The organism is Actinoplanes sp. CA-252034, from assembly GCF_050956125.1.
Classification (GTDB): Bacteria; Actinomycetota; Actinomycetes; order Mycobacteriales; family Micromonosporaceae; genus Actinoplanes.
In genome coordinates, this window is the sequence record NZ_CP191846.1 from 6,615,829 (window position 1) to 6,632,112 (window position 16,284).

The 16,284-nt window shown below is 72.7% G+C and carries 17 protein-coding genes and 1 pseudogene; 7 read left to right on the forward strand and 11 right to left on the reverse strand.

Annotated elements, in window-relative coordinates:
- Window positions 1-182: 182 nt before the first annotated feature.
- Window positions 183-860, reverse strand: coding sequence for an NUDIX hydrolase (locus ACQPZW_RS30560; RefSeq protein ID WP_433789499.1), 678 nt, complete (start codon window positions 858-860; stop codon window positions 183-185).
- A gap of 62 nt (window positions 861-922) precedes the next feature.
- On the opposite strand from ACQPZW_RS30560, the gene ACQPZW_RS30565 reads away from it, so the two are divergent.
- On the forward strand, window positions 923-1,981 hold the full coding sequence (locus ACQPZW_RS30565) for an SPFH domain-containing protein (RefSeq protein WP_433789500.1): 1,059 nt from the start codon (window positions 923-925) through the stop codon (window positions 1,979-1,981).
- A complete protein-coding gene (locus ACQPZW_RS30570; RefSeq protein WP_433789501.1) occupies window positions 1,978-2,862 on the forward strand; it encodes a hypothetical protein in 885 nt (294 codons plus the stop codon). Before ACQPZW_RS30565 ends, ACQPZW_RS30570 begins: the two co-directional genes overlap by 4 nt.
- On the opposite strand, the gene ACQPZW_RS30575 is transcribed toward ACQPZW_RS30570, so the two are convergent.
- Together ACQPZW_RS30575 and ACQPZW_RS30580 are read right to left on the reverse strand one after the other, a co-directional pair.
- On the reverse strand, window positions 2,859-3,545 hold the full coding sequence (locus ACQPZW_RS30575) for a hypothetical protein (protein ID WP_433789502.1): 687 nt from the start codon (window positions 3,543-3,545) through the stop codon (window positions 2,859-2,861). The two genes, ACQPZW_RS30570 and ACQPZW_RS30575, sit on opposite strands and share 4 nt — an antisense overlap.
- A 106-nt stretch (window positions 3,546-3,651) precedes the next feature.
- Window positions 3,652-4,578: an ATP-binding protein gene (locus tag ACQPZW_RS30580; protein WP_433789503.1), complete on the reverse strand. Its 927-nt coding sequence runs from the start codon at window positions 4,576-4,578 to the stop codon at window positions 3,652-3,654.
- Window positions 4,579-4,749: 171 nt separating this feature from the next.
- Between ACQPZW_RS30580 and ACQPZW_RS30585 the strand changes: the two genes are divergently transcribed.
- Both ACQPZW_RS30585 and ACQPZW_RS30590 read left to right on the forward strand, forming a co-directional pair.
- Window positions 4,750-5,298, forward strand: a complete 549-nt coding sequence (locus ACQPZW_RS30585) for a hypothetical protein (RefSeq protein WP_433789504.1) — start codon at window positions 4,750-4,752, stop codon at window positions 5,296-5,298.
- 78 nt (window positions 5,299-5,376) lie between these two features.
- A pseudogene (locus ACQPZW_RS30590) lies at window positions 5,377-6,911 on the forward strand (UxaA family hydrolase).
- Here the strand turns inward: ACQPZW_RS30590 and ACQPZW_RS30595 are convergent.
- The 5 genes from ACQPZW_RS30595 to ACQPZW_RS30615 form a co-directional block, all read right to left on the reverse strand.
- On the reverse strand, window positions 6,908-7,888 hold the full coding sequence (locus ACQPZW_RS30595) for a LacI family DNA-binding transcriptional regulator (protein ID WP_433789505.1): 981 nt from the start codon (window positions 7,886-7,888) through the stop codon (window positions 6,908-6,910). The pseudogene ACQPZW_RS30590 and the gene ACQPZW_RS30595 sit on opposite strands and share 4 nt — an antisense overlap.
- Window positions 7,889-8,047: 159 nt before the next feature.
- Window positions 8,048-8,206 (reverse strand): hypothetical protein, encoded by a 159-nt coding sequence (locus ACQPZW_RS30600; RefSeq protein WP_433789506.1) that lies wholly within the window; start codon window positions 8,204-8,206, stop codon window positions 8,048-8,050.
- Between the two features lie 20 nt (window positions 8,207-8,226).
- On the reverse strand, window positions 8,227-8,574 hold the full coding sequence (locus ACQPZW_RS30605; protein ID WP_433797662.1) for a ricin-type beta-trefoil lectin domain protein: 348 nt from the start codon (window positions 8,572-8,574) through the stop codon (window positions 8,227-8,229).
- Window positions 8,571-10,124, reverse strand: coding sequence for a protein kinase domain-containing protein (locus tag ACQPZW_RS30610; protein ID WP_433797663.1), 1,554 nt, complete (start codon window positions 10,122-10,124; stop codon window positions 8,571-8,573). Before ACQPZW_RS30610 ends, ACQPZW_RS30605 begins: the two co-directional genes overlap by 4 nt.
- 239 nt (window positions 10,125-10,363) lie before the next feature.
- The gene (locus ACQPZW_RS30615) at window positions 10,364-10,585 is read right to left on the reverse strand and encodes a hypothetical protein (RefSeq protein WP_433789507.1); all 222 of its coding nucleotides are present in this window, start codon (window positions 10,583-10,585) and stop codon (window positions 10,364-10,366) included.
- Window positions 10,586-10,715: 130 nt separating this feature from the next.
- Here ACQPZW_RS30615 and ACQPZW_RS30620 point away from each other — a divergent pair, with 130 nt between their 5' ends.
- Window positions 10,716-11,789, forward strand: coding sequence for a hypothetical protein (locus tag ACQPZW_RS30620; protein ID WP_433789508.1), 1,074 nt, complete (start codon window positions 10,716-10,718; stop codon window positions 11,787-11,789).
- Window positions 11,790-11,911: 122 nt separating this feature from the next.
- Here ACQPZW_RS30620 and ACQPZW_RS30625 read toward each other — a convergent pair whose 3' ends face one another.
- Window positions 11,912-12,982: an LCP family protein gene (locus tag ACQPZW_RS30625; protein ID WP_433789509.1), complete on the reverse strand. Its 1,071-nt coding sequence runs from the start codon at window positions 12,980-12,982 to the stop codon at window positions 11,912-11,914.
- Between the two features lie 74 nt (window positions 12,983-13,056).
- Entirely contained in the window at window positions 13,057-14,079 is a 1,023-nt protein-coding gene (locus ACQPZW_RS30630; protein ID WP_433789510.1) for an LLM class flavin-dependent oxidoreductase, read from the reverse strand.
- A gap of 72 nt (window positions 14,080-14,151) precedes the next feature.
- On the opposite strand from ACQPZW_RS30630, the gene ACQPZW_RS30635 reads away from it, so the two are divergent.
- Both ACQPZW_RS30635 and ACQPZW_RS30640 read left to right on the forward strand, forming a co-directional pair.
- Window positions 14,152-14,607, forward strand: a complete 456-nt coding sequence (locus ACQPZW_RS30635; protein WP_433789511.1) for a MarR family winged helix-turn-helix transcriptional regulator — start codon at window positions 14,152-14,154, stop codon at window positions 14,605-14,607.
- A gap of 150 nt (window positions 14,608-14,757) precedes the next feature.
- Window positions 14,758-15,246, forward strand: coding sequence for a QsdR family transcriptional regulator (locus ACQPZW_RS30640; RefSeq protein ID WP_433789512.1), 489 nt, complete (start codon window positions 14,758-14,760; stop codon window positions 15,244-15,246).
- Here the strand turns inward: ACQPZW_RS30640 and ACQPZW_RS30645 are convergent.
- A complete protein-coding gene (locus tag ACQPZW_RS30645) occupies window positions 15,236-16,045 on the reverse strand; it encodes an alpha/beta hydrolase family protein (RefSeq protein ID WP_433789513.1) in 810 nt (269 codons plus the stop codon). The two genes, ACQPZW_RS30640 and ACQPZW_RS30645, sit on opposite strands and share 11 nt — an antisense overlap.
- Between the last annotated feature and the right edge of the window lie 239 nt (window positions 16,046-16,284).

The following is a 16,284-nucleotide window of genomic DNA, read 5'->3' on the forward strand; positions in this document are numbered from 1 at the left end:
GACACTTCCCGGGCAGGTTGATTGCGGCCTTCCCTACACGCATCGGCCCGAAAGTGCCCGAACTGAGGGCACATCTCGTCCCGCGGGCCTCGGCCACCACCGCCGCATCAATCGCGCCCCTTCCAACACCTCGCGGTGCACCTCAGGACCGGCGTGGCCGTCGATGATGCCGAGGCCGGTGATCAACCGGCTGCGGAGCGCAAGAGCGGCGGATGCAGGAGGGCCGCCGGACCGCGGCGGTACAGCTGGGCCGGGCGGCCGCGGTCGCGGATCACCGTGCCGCCGGTGGGCTCGACGAACCCCTCGGCGCCGGTGACCTTGCGGTGGAAGTTGCGGGGGTCGAGACGGGTACGCCAAACGGTCTCGTAGACCGCCCGCAGCTCCGCGACGGTGAACTCCGGTGGGCAGAACGCGGTGGCCAGCGGCGTGTACTCCAGTTTGGCCCGGGCGCGCTCGACGCCGTCGGCGAGGATCCGGTCGTGGTCGAAGGCGAGGTCGGCGCCCTCGACCGGCTGCCAGGAGGCGCTCGCCGCGTCACTGCCGGCGACCGGGGCCGGCAGGTCGGGCAGCAGCGCCAGGTAGGCGACGGTGATCACGCGGCCGCGTGGGTCGCGGCCGGGCGCACCGTAGGTGGCGAGCTGCTCGAAGTGCCCGGCGCGCGGGTCGAGGCCGGTCTCCTCGCGCAGCTCGCGCGCGGCTGCCTCCTCGAGGCTCTCGTCGGGGAGGACGAAACCCCCGGGCAAGGCCCATTTCCCGAGGTACGGCTCGATGCCGCGCCGGATCAGCAGGACCTGGAGCGTGCCGTGACGGATGGTCAGCAGCACCAGGTCCACGGTGACCGACACCACGGTTGTCGTCATGTTGACGATAATACCCACAGCCCTTTATCGTCATCGTGACGACAAAACGAAGGGACCCCACCATGGCCGACGTGACGCGACGCCTCCACCTGCGGCACCTGCGCGGCGCTCCGACGAGCTGGGTCAGCCACACCGTCAAGGGCCGGGAGCGGCGCTCGGGCACCGGGCTCTCGTTCTGGTACCGGCCGTTGACCGCCGTGCTCTCCGAGGTGCCGGTCGACGACCGCGAGCTGCCGCTGCTCTTCCACGCCCGCACGGAGGACTTCGCCGACGTGACCGTGCAGGCGACGGTCACCTACCGGTTCAGCGACCCGGCGGCGGCCGCGGGGCGCCTCGACTTCTCCATCGACCCCTACAAGGGCAGGTGGCGTGGCCAGCCGCTCGACCAGGTGGCCACGCTGCTGGCCGAGCTGGCCCAGCAGCCGGCGCTCGACGTGCTGGCCCGGGTGCCGCTGGCCGAGGCGCTGACCACCGGGATCGCGCCGGTGCGGCAGTCGGTCGCCGACGCCCTCGCCACCGACCCGCGACTGATCGAGACCGGCGTGTCGGTGGTCAGCGCCCGGGTGGTGGCGATCCGCCCGGAGCCCGACCTGGAGCGGGCACTGCAGACCCCGACGCGCGAGCAGGTGCAGCAGGACGCGGACAAGGCGACGTATGCCCGCCGCGCCCACGCCGTCCAGCAGGAGCGGCAGATCGCCGAGAACGAGCTCCAGTCCAAGATCGAGCTGGCCCGCCGGCAGCAGGAGCTGGTCGAGCAGCACGGCGCCAACACCCGGCGGGAGGCCGAGCTGGACGCCGAGACGCAGCTGGTCGCGGCCAAGGCGGAGGCCGACCGCAAGGAGGTGGCGAGCATCGCCGCCGCCGAGCGGGCGAAGCGGGTCGCGGCGAGCGAGGCCGAGGGCGCCCGGGTGCGCGACGAGGCCCGCGCGGCCGGGGCCCGGGTCGTCGGCCTGGCCGAGGCGGAGGCGGAGGCCGCGCGCCTTGCCGCCTACCGGGATCTGCCGCCGGCGGTCCTGCAGGCGCTGGCGCTCAAGGAGCTGGCCGGTCAGCTGCCGTCGGTCAACGAGCTCACCATCACTCCGGACGTGCTCACCAAGCTGGTCGGGCGGCTGGGTCGATGAGCACCCTCAGCCCGAGGATCGTGATCGTGTCGCGGCGCAGCGAGCTCGACGAGTTGCTCGCCCGGCACGGCACGCTCGGCGCGGCGGCGTACTTCCTGCGCCAGCGTGGCCGCGACCTGGACGAGGTGACGGCCCGGCACGAGGCGCTGAAGGCCGCGCTCACCGAGGTGGGCGCGGCCGTCCCGGCCGACTGGCGGCGGGGTCACGTCGAGCGCGGCGACCTGCCCCGGTTCCTGTTCGCGCCGGAGGACGTGGTGGTCGCGGTCGGCCAGGACGGCCTGGTGGCGAACGTGGCGAAGTATCTGGACGGCCAGCCGGTGATCGGTGTCGACCCGGAGCCCGGCCGTAATCCCGGCGTGCTGGCCCGGCACCGGGCCGGCGGGGTGGCGGCGCGCCTGCGCGACCCGCGGCGCGACAGCCGGGAGCGCACCATGGTGGTGGCGCGGCTGGACGACGGCCAGGAGCTCTACGGCCTGAACGAGGTCTACATCGGCCACGCGGGCCACCAGTCGGCGCGCTATGTGCTCTCCACTCCCGACGGGGCGCGGGAGCGGCAGTCGTCGTCCGGCCTGATCATCGGCACCGGCACCGGGGCGACCGGCTGGTGCGCGTCGATCGCCCGGGAGCGGGCCACCGCCCCGGCGCTGCCGGCCCCGGACGATCCGGCGCTGTGCTGGTTCGTCCGGGAGGCGTGGCCCTCCCCCGCGACCGGCGTCACCCAGACGTCCGGCATGCTCAGCGGGGGTGCCGAGCTGGAGCTGACCTGCGAGTCCGAGCGGCTCGTGGTCTTCGCCGACGGCTTGGAGTCGGACGCGCTGGAGCTGTCCTGGGGTCAGCGGGTCCGGATCGGCGTGGCGGCGAGGAAGCTGAGACTGGCCTAGGCGAGCAGCGCCTCGCGCATCGCCTTACCGGGGTTGAAGCCGCCGACGATCCGGTTGGCGGCGGGGTCCCACACGTCGACGGTGTTGTTGCGGCGCATCTGCTCACGGATGCCCGACGGCAGCGGCGGCGCGTCGGGCATGGCGGCCCGGACCTCCTTGGCCGCCGCGATCAGGGTGGCGGCCAGGTTGGCGGCGTCCGCGTCGGGGGCGATCCCGCCGTACTCCCAGCCGGCCGTGACCATGTCGAGGATCTCCAGGACGTGGGTGACGACCGGCTCGGCGGCGATCAGCTTGACGACCTGCCTGGCGCGGGTGGCCATCACCGTGGCGGCGGCCGCGACATGCACGTACGGATGAAGGGTGACACCCGGACCACCGGCCAACGGTGACCGCAGCCGCGGCCCGGCGCCCTGCCACGTCCATCGGTAGTCGCGGCGATCCGCCTGGAAGCCCTGGCCCGCGGTGGCCGCGAACGCGGCGTCGGCGAACTCGCGCAGCACGTAGGCCGCCACGATGATCCCGTCGTCGCCGTCGAGCAGCCGGGCCGCCCCGGCCGCCTGGTCGGTGAACCGCCCCGGCACGTGCGGGCCGAACCGTTGCAGCAGCTCGCGGTAGATCTCCTGCTGGCGGCCGGGGTCCTGCTCAGCCTGTCGCCTACCCGCCCCGAACCGGAACCACCGCATGTCGCCTCGTCTCAGCCGCCAAGAAGAACGCGCAACATGGTAGTTCGTCACCGGTGTTCACATTTAACCGTGGTGCCTCCCGTGGGCACGGGAGGCACCACGGCGATCACACCAGCTGGGTCGTCACGTCACCGTGGGCGGCCCGGACCCACCCCTTGCCGGACAGGCGCAGGTGGAGCGTACGCATGAGGGCCGCCCTGTCCTCGGCGGACAGTGAGCGGACCGCGGCGTGCCCGGCGATGCGCTCCAGCGCGGAGGCGTCGTCCAGATCCTCCGGCCGCGGCGACCGGCCCGCCTGCCGCGCCCGGCGCAGCCCGGCCTGCGCACCGAGCACCGCGATCGGCGCGACGCCCAGTTCCCGCTCCAGATACGTCAGGTCGACGTCGTCGGCGACCTTGTTGCCGACGATCGCGACCGCGTCCAGCACACCGGCGGCCTCGGCCAACTCCCGGTAACGGCGGGCCACCGACACCGACTCGGGCGTCGGCTCGGTCACCACGACGATGGTGTCGAACTGGGCGTGCAGCGAGTTGGCGAACGCGTCGGTCCCGGCGACCATGTCGCAGACCACCCACCCGTCGTCGGCCGAGTCGAGGTGCGAGAGCAGGTTCTCCAGGATCGCGAGGTGCCCGTGGTAGCAGCCGGACCCGATGTTCTCGACCTCGTAGGTGCCGACGTGCATGACGTGCGCGCGCTCGTCCAGGGCGGTCGCGTGCCCGGCCATCACCGGGTCACCGGCGTCCAGCGTCACCAGCCGCGAGCCCGGCCCCGGCGGCGTCGTCGCCACGAAGTGCTCCACCCCCGCGATGCGCGTGTTGTCCCCGAGCAGGTGCGTGCGCACGCGCCGGACGTTCTCCGGGTGCGACAGCGCGTCGTCGGCCCGCGCGGTCACCCCGAGCAGCGGCGCGAGGTGCACGTTGACGTCGGCGTCGACGGCCAGGACCCGGTGCCCGGCGGCCCGCAGGTGCTGCACGAACAGCGCCGCGAGGGTGCTCTTCCCACTGCCGCCCTTGCCAGTGAAAGCGATTTTCATTTGCAAGAGGATAGACCAAAGACCCTTCAGTGGTACGAGCCACGCCGGGTTCCCGGGCTACACCGCGACGCGAGCGGCCGGTCCCGGCCGACAGCGCGACCGCCGGGCGTATGCGACGGCCGGCGAGCACCTACCATCCACCGGGATCACATCGATGAGCACGGAGGACCAGTGAGCGACGAGCACCAGGTGTCACTCAGCCCCAGGCAGATCATCGGAGGGCTGATCGCGTTCGCCCTCCTCGTACTCTTCGTCATCGAGCTCGGCCGGGCGAGCCGGAGGCCGGCCGACAGCCCGGAGACCCAGGCCCGCAACGCCGAAGCGCTCCAGGCCCTCCTCGGCGGCGGCCCGCGCATCCTCTCCCGCGACGCGAATCCGCTCAACAAGTCCACCGGTCAGGCCGCCCGCCTGCGCCAGGACGCCACCGAATGGCTGGTGACCCCGTCGAAGGCCGGTCCCGGCGCCGCCGCGCCGTGCGCCACCGGCTCGCACGTGACCGTCGACCTGACCGTGGAGACCGTCGACGGCGCCGACCCCCTGCCGCTGAACGCCTTTCTCCTGCTCACCCCGGCCGGCCCGGCGGCGCCGGTGGTGGCGTGCTCGACCGGATTCGGCGGCGGCGCGGCGCGGCGCACCCTCGTCTTCGCCGCGGACGACTACGACCAGCTGATCGTCGGCACCGACCCGGCCGCCCCCGTGGTCAGCTGGCAGCTGAGCTGAGCTCCACGGTCTCGACCGCGTGCGGCGCGCGTGTCAGGATGGCGTGCAAACGTTCCCACAAAACGTCAAGGACTCCCCATGCCGCAATCCGACCTGCGCGAAGTGGCCCTGCTGCTCCGTGAGCACGACGACGTCGCCGTGGCGACCCGGGACCTCGCCGCCGGGGAGACGCTGCGGCACGACGGCCGGGAGCTGACCGTCGCGAACCCCGTCCCCCGCGGTCACAAGATCGCGCTGCGGGACCTGGCGACCGGCACGCCGATCCACAAGTACGGGCAGGTCATCGGGCGCACCACCACCGACGTGCCGGCCGGCGAGCACGTACACGCGCACAACCTGGGCATGGCCGCGGTCGACCACGAGTACGAGTTCGGTACCGCCGTCGCCGAGATCCCGCCGGCCGAGTACGGCCGCACCTTCCAGGGCTACCGCCGGTCCGGTGGCGCGGTCGGGACGCGGAACTTCGTCGGCATCGTGACCTCGGTGAACTGCTCGGCGTCGACGGCCCGGATGATCGCCGACCAGTTCCGGGGCCCGCTCATGGACATCTACCCGAACGTGGACGGCGTGGTCGCGCTCGCCCACGACTCCGGCTGCGGCATGGTGCCGGCCAGCGAGGGCGGGCAGATCCTGCTGCGGACCCTGCGCGGCTACGCGAGCCACCCGAACATCGGCGGGATCCTCGTCCTCGGGCTGGGCTGCGAGATGATCAGCGTGGACACGCTGCTCGCCGGGCTGCCGGACGACTCGGACACCATCGTCGAACGGCTCACCATCCAGGACACCGGCGGGGTGCGGGCCACCGTGCGCGCCGGGGCGGAAGTGGTCCGTACCCTGCTGGAACGTTTGAACGAGAAACGGCGCGAGACCTTCCCCGCCTCGAAGCTGGTGGTCGGCCTGAACTGTGGCGGCTCCGACGGGTACTCCGGCATCACCGCCAACCCGGCCCTCGGCCACGCCTCCGACCTGCTCGTGGCGCAGGGCGCGACGACCGTGCTGGCCGAGACGCCCGAGGTGTTCGGCGCCGAGCACCTGCTCACCCGGCGGGCGGTCAGCAAGGAGGTCGGGCAGCGGCTGCTCGACCGGATCGCCTGGTGGCACCGGTATGTCGAGGCGGGCGGCGGCACCCTGGACAACAACCCCTCCCCGGCAACAAGGCCGGCGGCCTGACCACGATCCTGGAGAAGTCGCTCGGCGCCGTCGCCAAGGGCGGTTCGGCGCCGCTGACCGCCGTCTACGAGTACGCCGAGAAGATCACCGACCCGGGTTTCACGTTCATGGACACGCCCGGCTACGACCCGGTGTCGGTGACCGGCCTGGTCGCCGGCGGCGCCACCGTCGTCGTGTTCACCACCGGCCGCGGCTCGGTCCTCGGCGGCAAACCGGCCCCGGTGCTGAAGGTGGCCACCAACTCGGAGACCTACCAGCGGATGCGCGAGGACATGGACCTCGACACCGGCGGCATCGTCACCGGCTCGCTCACCATCACCGAAGCCGGGGAGCAGATCTTCGAGGCGATCCTGGCGGTCGCGTCCGGCCAGGTCACCTGCAGCGAAGACCTCGACCTGGGCCGCGACGAGTTCATCCCGTGGCAGCTGGGAGCGGTGACCTAACCGGTCGGGCCCGACGAGGCGCGGACGACCAGGGTGGTGGGCAGGATGACCTCGGCGCCCTGAGCCGCCGTCATGCTGCCCCGCCCCAGCAGCAGGTCGAGGCCGATCGCGCCGGCCCGGTCCTTCGGCACGGCGACACTGGTCAGCGGAGGATGGCTCATCGCGGCGAGGCTGATGTCGTCGTAGCCGACCACGCTCATCCGCTCCGGAACCACCGCGCCACGCGCCGCCAGCCGGTGCAGCAGGCCCATCGCGACCAGGTCGTTGTAGGCCAGGACCGCGGTCGCCGTGCTCGCCAGCACCAGATCGCCGGCCAGCACCCCGCCGTCGAAGGTCGGCGCCACCGAGCCGACCGGCAGGATCTCCAGGTCCTCGTCGCCCTGGAACTCGGCGACCCCGGCCAGCCGCTGCCGGGAGGCCCACGAGTCCTCCGGGCCGGAGACGTACGCGATCCGCCGGTGCCCGAGCGCCCGCAGGTGACCGACCGCCTGCCGGGTTCCGTCGACGATGTCCGCCACCACCGACGACAGGCCGGGCACCCGCCGGTGCAACAGCACCGTGTTCTCCGGATCGGCCGCCGCCAGCAGCTCCGCGTCCTTGGCGCGGGGCGAGCACAGCAGGATCCCGTCGGTGTTGTGCCGCAGCGTCGCGATCGCCTCCAGCTCGGCCACCGGGTCCTCGTCGGTGTCGCTGATGAACACGCCGCAGTCCACCGCACGGGCCCGCGCCGTGACGCCCTTGGCCACGTCGGCGAAGAACGGGTTACGCAGGTCGGGAACGATCAGCCCCAGATTCCCGGTACGCCCCGTGATCAGTCCCCGGGCCGCCCGGTTGGGCTGGTAACCGAGCCGGTGCGCGACCGCCATCACCGCCTCGCGGGTGGACGGGCTGACACTGCCGCCGGTCAGAGCACGGGACACCGTCGACACCGAGACCCCGGCCGCCCGCGCGACATCCTGCACGGTCGTGCGTACCAACCCGGCTCCTCACGCTGTGTCCTGTTGCCGCGCCAGCATAAGTCCCACTCGACACCGTCTCAGCAGGGGCCGCGCAGGATCACGCTCCGGCGCACCACGGTCGCCCCGTGATCGAGACCCCGGGACCGGCACCGGCGAGCTGACCGGCAGCGGGTGGGCTCACTGCGTCGCGGCGGGTGCCGGGTGGTCTCGCGGGGAACCGGGAGGCAGCCGGCAGTCGTAGAAGAACACGATCTCGCCGGAGCCCTGGTCGATGACCGTCAGGGTCACCGGCTCGCCCTCCCGGCCCGGCGGCGCCGGCGGCAGGTCGTCGCACACGCTCGCCTATCGGCCGTAGCTCAGTAGTCCCATTTCTGATGCGACGCGCCGGAGCACTCCCAGATCTGGACGACGACGCCGTTGGAGCCGTCGGCGTCCGGAATGTCGACGCACTTGATCGCCCACAGGTTGACCAGATCGTATGACGAGTTGTAGTTCCACTGCTGGGCGCGGGCGCCGGTGCAGGTGGCCAGATCGAGCGTCGCGCCGTCACCGGTGCCGGCGACCTGGACGCACCTGCCGCGGACCCGCAGCGTCCCGTCGGACGGGTGGGTGAACCTCTGACCGGCGTCGTCGTTGCAGGCCCCCGACTGGATCCGGCCGGTCGTCCCGGCCGCGTACAGGCAGGTCCCGGTGGCGTGGCTCAGAAGCCGCCTGCCGGAGACGGCCGCCGCCGTCGTGGTGACGGCCGCCGTCGGCGTGGCGGACGGTACGGTCGTGACGCCCGCCGCATTGGACGGCTTCGCCGGGGTGCCGCCGCTCGATGAGTGGCCGGCCGACGGTGCCGTGGCGTGTGACCGGGTGCCCTTGACCGGCACGCTCGCGATCGGGCTGCCCACGCCGCCGGCCCCACCCGCCGACGGTCCGGCGAGGGCCGCGCCCGGCTGCGGGTCCGCGGTGCTTCCGCCAGAGATCCGGGGGTACGCGACAAGCCCGCCCGTGACCAGCACAGCGACAGCGGCGGCAACGACGAGGACACGGCGCTTCGGATTCGCGGCTCTCGTCGAGCCGCTTCGCCTGAACCCGCCCGCCGCCCCGGCACCACCCCGGCGCCCGTGCCGACGACGGGCTGAACAGCGGCGTCCCGCCCGCCCGCCGCCGCGGTGAGGTGCCGGTCCCCACCGGAGGCGGGCGCGGTGTCCCTCCCCCGCGGCGGGGCGGGGCGGGCGTCCGGGCGTCCGGGCGGAGGCGCGAGCACCGCGAGCGGATCGACCGGCTCCCTTGGCGACGGTTCGAGCACCGCGAGCGGGTCGGCCACGGCCGGCACCCCGGGGACGGCAGGACCGCCGCTGACGACGGGCGCCTGCGGGACCGGAGGGCCGGGCTCGGTGACCGGGACGGCCGGGGCGGATCTCGGCGGTGGCAGGACCGGGGCGGGGGTGCGCTGGTGGGGGACGGCGAACGTCGGGGTCTCGTAGCGCGGCAGATCGGCCGGCGGCGACGCGCCCGGGGAGGTCGCGGCGAGCAGCAGGCGCCGGGCGGTCTCGGCGTCGGCGCGCCGAGCGGGGTCCCGCTGGAGCAGCGCGGTGAGAGCGTGCCGCAGAGCGCCGGCCCGTTCCGGTGGGGCGGGCAGCTCGGTGGCGAGAGCGGCCAGGGTCGCCATCGGGGACGAGCGGACGTACGGCGGATGGCCCTCGACCGCGGCGTAGAGGGTCGCGCCGAGGGACCACAGGTCGGCGGGCGGGCCGATCTCGCCGTCGAGGGCGCGTTCCGGGGCCAGGTACTGCGGGGAGCCGAGGACGACACCGGTGCTGGTGATGCCGGCGTCACCGGCGGCGGTGGCCAGCCCGAAATCGGTCAGCACGACCCGGCCGTCGTGGGCCAGGAGCACGTTGCCGGGTTTGACGTCGCGGTGCAGCAGGCCGGTGCGGTGGGCGGCCCGCAGGGCGGCGAGGACACCCAGGCCGACGCGGGCGGCCCGGTCGGGTGACATCGGCCCGTCGTCGCGGACGGTGTCGAACAGCGATCGGGACGGCACCAGCTCCATGACGATCCACGGTTCGCCACGGTCGAAGACGACGTCGAAGATGCGCACCACGTTCGGGTGGTCGAGCATGGCGATGGCGCGGGCCTCGCGGATCGTGCGTTCCCGGAGCGCGCGCAGCTCGGCATCGGTGAGACCGGGGGCCGGCACGACCTCTTTGACGGCCACGTCCCGCGCGAGCAGCTCGTCACGGGCGGCCCAGACGCGGCCCATCCCGCCCTGGCCTATCTGTCCTACCAGGCGGTAACGTTCGGCGATCAGATTCGGGCGCGTGTCGGGCACTGCGGCACGGTACCGGCAGCGCCGGCTGACGTGTGTCCGTGGGGACGGTGGGTCCGGGCCGTCGACCGGTTGTCAATCGATGTCGGCTACCCCCGGCAATCACTGCTCAGACCGGCTCGGCCCGGCGCCGGCGACCGGTCCGGTGGACCACCATGTGGGAGCTGTGACGTCTACCACGAGGCGATCCAGGACGTGACGGGCGCCGCCGGGACGCGCGGGCCGGTCACGACCACGCCCCGGTCGGCGTGGATCGGGGCGACCATCGGGTCGGCGCCCAGGTTGACGGCGATGGCGGCCGCGAGCTCGGCGCCCCGCAGCATCCAGCGGGCCGGTTCGGCGGGTGCGGCGATCTCGGTGCGGCGGGTTGTCGGAAACGCGACGGGAAAGGTCATCTGTGTCATGACACGAGCTTGACCTGCGAATTTCGGTCCATCCCGTGAGCATCCTGTGGAGTTGCTGTCGGGCCGTGGGGGCGGGGCCGTGGCAGGGTGTCCTCAAAGGGCGGGCGACGGTGGGAGAGAGATGACGGTGCTGTCCGCGGGCGCGGCCCTGATCGCGGCGATGATCCCGCTAGCCGCGGGGCCGGTGGCCGCAGTGCCCGTGGCCGCGGCGGCGGAGACGTCGTGCCGGGTGAAGGACGACCGGCTGGTGGAGATCTCCGGGCTGGTCGCCGACGGTGACGGCTACGTGGTGGTGAACGACGGGGCCGACGAGGAGTCCGGGCGGAAGGTCTTCTACCTCACGAGGAAGTGCAAGGTCAGCCGTACGGTGTCCTACCCGTCACGACCCCAGGACACCGAGGACATGGCCCGTGGCGCGGACGGCACGCTGTGGATCGGCGACATCGGTGACAACGACCGCGATCGGGACGGCATCGGGGTGTGGCGGCTGGCCCCGGGCGGGAAGTCGCCGACACTGTTCCGGCTGTCCTACCCGGACGGCGCCCACGACGCGGAGGCGCTGCTCGTGGCCGGCGACGGGACGCCGATCGTGGTCACGAAGGACCCGCTGACCGCCGGGGTGTACGTGCCGGAGCGCCCGCTGGACACGTCGGCGACCGTGCCGCTGCGACGGGCCGGGGCGTTCCGTATCCCCGTCACGACGACCGACAACCCGTACGGATTCAAGGGCCGTTTCGTGGTCACGGGCGCCGCGACCAGCCCCGACGGCGGCAGGGTCGCGCTCCGGACGTACGCCGACGCCTTCGAGTTCGATGTCGAGCCGGGTGGATCCGCCGACGCCGTCGTCCGCGCCATCGGTGAGGGCACGCCGCGCAGGATCGCCCTGCCCGACGAGCCGCAGGGCGAGTCGATCGCCTACACCGCGGACGGCACCGCCCTGCTCAGCGTCTCCGAGAGGACCGACGGCGCGAACGGGGTCGACATGTTGCGGTACGCGCTGCCGGACGCGCCCGCCCCGATCGCCGCCTCCTCCGCCGGGCCGTCGGCGGCCCCGAAGAAGAAGGCCGCTGAACCGGCCGCGGCGCAGCGGCCCGACGAGGGCGGCATTCCGTGGGGCGCGCTCGCCGCGGGCGGCGCCCTGGTCGCCGCCGCACTCGTGCTCGGCCTGGTCATCGCCCGGCGCCGCTCCCGCTGAGTCCGCGGGCGCCCGGGCGCCTTGAGCGCGGCCCTGACCTGGCCGAGCGGGAGCGGCCCTGACCTGGCCGAGCGGGAGCGGCCCTGACCTGGCGGAGCGGAAGCGGCCCTGACCTGGCTGAGCTACGGCCGGCGTGCCCGGTGGTACGGGTCGACCAGCTTGGGGTGGGCGAGCAGGTAGCGGGCCACCCGGTCCTCCTTGACCGCGGCGAAGAAGCGCGTGACAGCGGGATCGAAGCGTTCGCCGAGGTAGCGCTCGTTCTCGAAGACCGGGCCGCCGGGCAGTGTGACCGTGGTGAACGCCGTGGGGTCGACGTCCTTCAGCGCGATCAGCCAGTCGGTGATGTCGTGGCCGCCGTCGTCGAGGGTGAGCCCGTCGCCGACCGCGGTGACCACCTTCATCAGCTGGGCCGGGTCGGTGATCTGCCGCGCGACCGCCCGCAGAAGTTGCCGCTGGTGGCGCTGCCGGTCGTAGTCGCTGCGCGGCAGGCCGTAGCGCTGCCGGACGAAGTCGAGCGCCTCCCACGGCCGCAGGCGCACCGGAGTCGTGCTCTTCGGGTAGGTCTTCTGCGGGCCGGTGTACGGGCGCAGGCAGTTCCCGCCGAGCCGGCACTGTGGCAGCAGGTCGCGGCGGGTGCCGTCCGGTTTGAGGTGCTCGGAGACGACCTCCTGGTCGACGGTGAGCTCGACGCCGCCCAGTGCGGCCACCATCCGCTTGAACCCGCCGAAGTCGATCACCGCCCCGCCGTCGAAGGCCAGGCCGGTGACCCTGCCGACCGTGGTGGCGAGGAGGCGGTAGCCCTGAGCGGGGTCGTAGCGGTCGCCACCGACCGGGCTGCCGAGCGCCATCGCCGCGTTGATCTTCGCGCGCTGCCCGGGGCTGCCGGTCGTGGGGAACGGCGGGATCCACACGACCAGGTCGCGGGGCAGCGAGAACAGGAAGACGCCGCTGCGGTCGGCCGGCACGTGCGCCACGATGATCGTGTCGGCGAGGGGCTTGACGTGGGTGCCGCGCGGGTCGATGCCGGCCAGCAGGATGGTGAGCGGACCGGACAGCCCGCCGCGCCGCGGGCCCGCCACGGACGGCACGATGACCGCGGCGGGCAGCAGCAGGAGGACCCCGACGGCGATGGCGAGCCGGGTCCACCATGGGGTTCGGCGTGTCCCCGACTCGGAGATAAGGCATGTTCGCACGTCGGATGACGATATGACCTGATCAGGGATGAAACGGAGCTTTCCCCTCGTACCCCCTGATGGTTTGACGGTTTTCAGGAAGCCAGGATGTCCCGGACCATCGGGGCGACCTTGGCGCCGAAGAGCTCGACCGCCCGGGTACGCGCACTGACCGACTGGGCGCCGGCGGAGTAGATCAGGTCGAACCGGCCCACGCCGAGCGCCCGGATCGCGCCGGCGATCTTGCGGGCCACGGTCTCCGGAGCGCCGATGTAGAGGGAGCCGGACCCGACCTCGTGGTCGAACTCGGCGCGGGTCAGCGGCGGCCAGCCACGCAGCGCCCCGATCCGGTCCCGCTGGATCTTGTACGCCGGGTAGTAGAGCTCCTTCGCCTCCTCGTCGGTGTCGGCCACGAAGCCGGGCGAGTGCATGCCGACCGGGTGGGCCGTCGTCCCGAGCTGGTCGGCGGCCCGCCGGTAGAGGTCGATGTAGGGCGCGAACCGGGCCGCCGGGCCACCGATGATGGCGAGCATCAGCGGCAGGCCGTGCCGGGCGGTGCGGACCACCGACTCCGGCGAGCCACCGACCCCGACCCAGGTGGCCAGCCGGCCGGACTCGGTCTTGGGGAAGACGTCGGCGTCGGTGAGCGCGGCCCGCGTCGTGCCGGACCAGGTGACCGGCTTCTCGTCGAGCAGCTTCACGAACAGGTCGAGCTTCTCCTCGAAGAGCCGGGCGTAGTCGGCCATGTCGTAGCCGAACAGCGGGAACGACTCGGTGAACGAGCCCCGCCCGAGGATCACCTCGGCGCGCCCGCCGGACAGCGCGTCGACCGTGGCGAACCGCTGGAAGACGCGGACCGGGTCGTCGGAGCTGAGGACGGTGACGCCGGAGCCGAGCTTGATGCGCTCGGTGACGCCCGCGATGCCGGCGAGCACGGTCTCCGGGGTGGAGATCGAGTACTCCGGCCGGTGGTGCTCGCCCAGCGCGATCGCGTCGACGCCGAGCTGGTCGGCGAGGACCGCCTCGGCGACGACCTGCCGGATCGCGGCCGCCTGTGAGATCGGCTGTCCGGCGTCGTCGACCGGGACGTCGCCGAAGGTGTCGAGGCCGAGGATCATGACGCTTCCTCCATACTGGTTGACGTGTCAACTAGGGTTGTCGACACGTCGAACAGGGGAGGGCCGAGGTTTATGCCCAGGAGACTTCCGAGCTCCGCCGAGCTGCGGACATGGCGGGACTTCATCGAGACCGTCGAGGCGCTGCGTACCGTCGTCTCGGCACGACTGCTGGCCGACTCCGGGCTCTCCTCCGGCGACTACGTGGTGCTGCTCGCCCTGAGCGAGGCCCCGGAGACCCGGCTGCGCCCGTCGGACCTGGCCACCACGATCGGCTGGGAGCGCAGCCGGCTGTCGCATCACCTGGGCCGGATGGAGCAGCGCGGCCTGATCCGGCGGGAGGGCTTCAGCGGGGACAGCCGCGGGGCGTTCGTGGTCCTGGAGGAGGCCGGCGCCACCGCGTTCCGCTCCGCGACCGTGCCGCACCTGACGGCCGTTCGCGAGTTGTTCGTCGACGCGCTCGCCCCGGATCAACTCGACGCCGTGGCGCAGATTACGGCAGCGTTACGCGATCGACTTCCGAAACGTTGAACCGCGGCGCCCCGTTAAACGTATCCACTACGGCCAGGATGCATTTCTCGGGGGAGGAGAATCGTCATTCCCACGGCGCGGCGCGTGATCGCCCCGGAGGTTCTTCTGCGGGGCGCGGCATACCATTATCTGCAGCATTCCACGATCGACATGGATCTCCTCGCCGGCGAGCTGGCGATCAGCCGGGCGACGCTCTACCGCGCGGTCGGCAGCCGGGACGCGCTGCTCGGCGAGGTCTTCTGGGCGATCGCCAAGGTGCTGATCGCCGAGGCGGCCGGGGAGGCCGGCGGCACCGGGCCGGACCGGGTGATCGCGGTGTCCCGGATCTTCACCGAGCTGCTCGACTCGGCCCCGCAGATGCGCACCTTCGTCGCGGCGGAGCCGCAGACCGCGGCGCGGGTGCTCTTCACCGCCGCCGCCGAGCTGCGCCACCACGCGATCGACGCGCAACTGCGGATCTTCGTGGAGTCGGGCATCGAGGGCGACCCGGCCGACCTGCGCCGCCGCGCCGCCCTCTACCTGCGGACCCTGGAGGGTGTCCTCTACGGCCCACTGCTGGGCAGTGGCCCGATCGCCTTCGAGGCGGCCGAGCCGGCCCTGCGGGCGCTGCTCACCGAGAACACCGGGCTCACTGACTGAACTGGTCGCAGGTCGCGCGGTACTCCTGGACCGCCGAGCCGGTGCCCGGACCGGGGCAGACGAACTGCCGGTAACGGGTGTCGTCGTCGACGAACAGCTTCAGCCAGGAGATGCTGAACTTCGCGATCGTGGTGTTCGGCGTGTTCGGCGCGAAGTGGCTGGCCCCGTTGAGCTCCAGGAACGCCTTTCCGGGTGCGGCCGGCAGGCTCTGGAAGAACGGCTGGGAGTGGCTGCGCACCGGCGCGATGGTGTCCGCCTCGGCCCCGATCACCAGGGTCGGCACGGTCACACGGCTGAACGACTTGGTCAGGTTCCACGGCGTCAGCGGGATCGCGGCCTGCAACTGCGGGCGGCTCTGCGCGGCCTCCAGGGTGCCGCCGCCCATCGAGTGCCCGACCACCGCCACCCGGCTCGGGTCGATCCGGGCCCGCACGGTGCTGCGCTGGGTCAGGAAGTCGGCCGCCGCGAGCAGCTGGCGGCCGCGGCTGGCGGGCTGATCCGAGGTGGTCAGGGTGTCGATGTTGAAGACCACGAAGCCCTGCGAGGCGAGCCGTGGGGCCAGCCAGGCCATGCTCGACCTGCGGGCCGTGAAGCCGGGCGCGATGACCACCGCCCCGAACGTGCCGGCGCCGGTGTCGGGCGGCGCGTAGATGTCGCCGCCACCGAAGCCGGACACCGACGCCCGGGACACCGTGGACTCGACGATCGCGAACGGGCCGCGGACCGCCTCGATGCTCGCGTTGCTCGGCGCCGGGCCCTTCGCGAACGACGCCTCGGCCGCGTCGGCATCCGGGATCAACGTGATTCCGGCGCCGCCGAGAGCGACCGCGGCCGCGAATCCGAATAACTTTGGAATTACCTTGCCCACTTCTCTCTCCCCACTTTGTGAAACGTTTACCGGGCCAATTCTTGGCTCGCCGGCATCGCCTCAACAACGGCTCGGAGAATGCTGAGACGGGGGTCCGGGCACCGAGCAACAAAGCGCCCGAATCGGACGACGATTGATGGTCAACGATTCGACGCCTGCTGTTCAGCGAC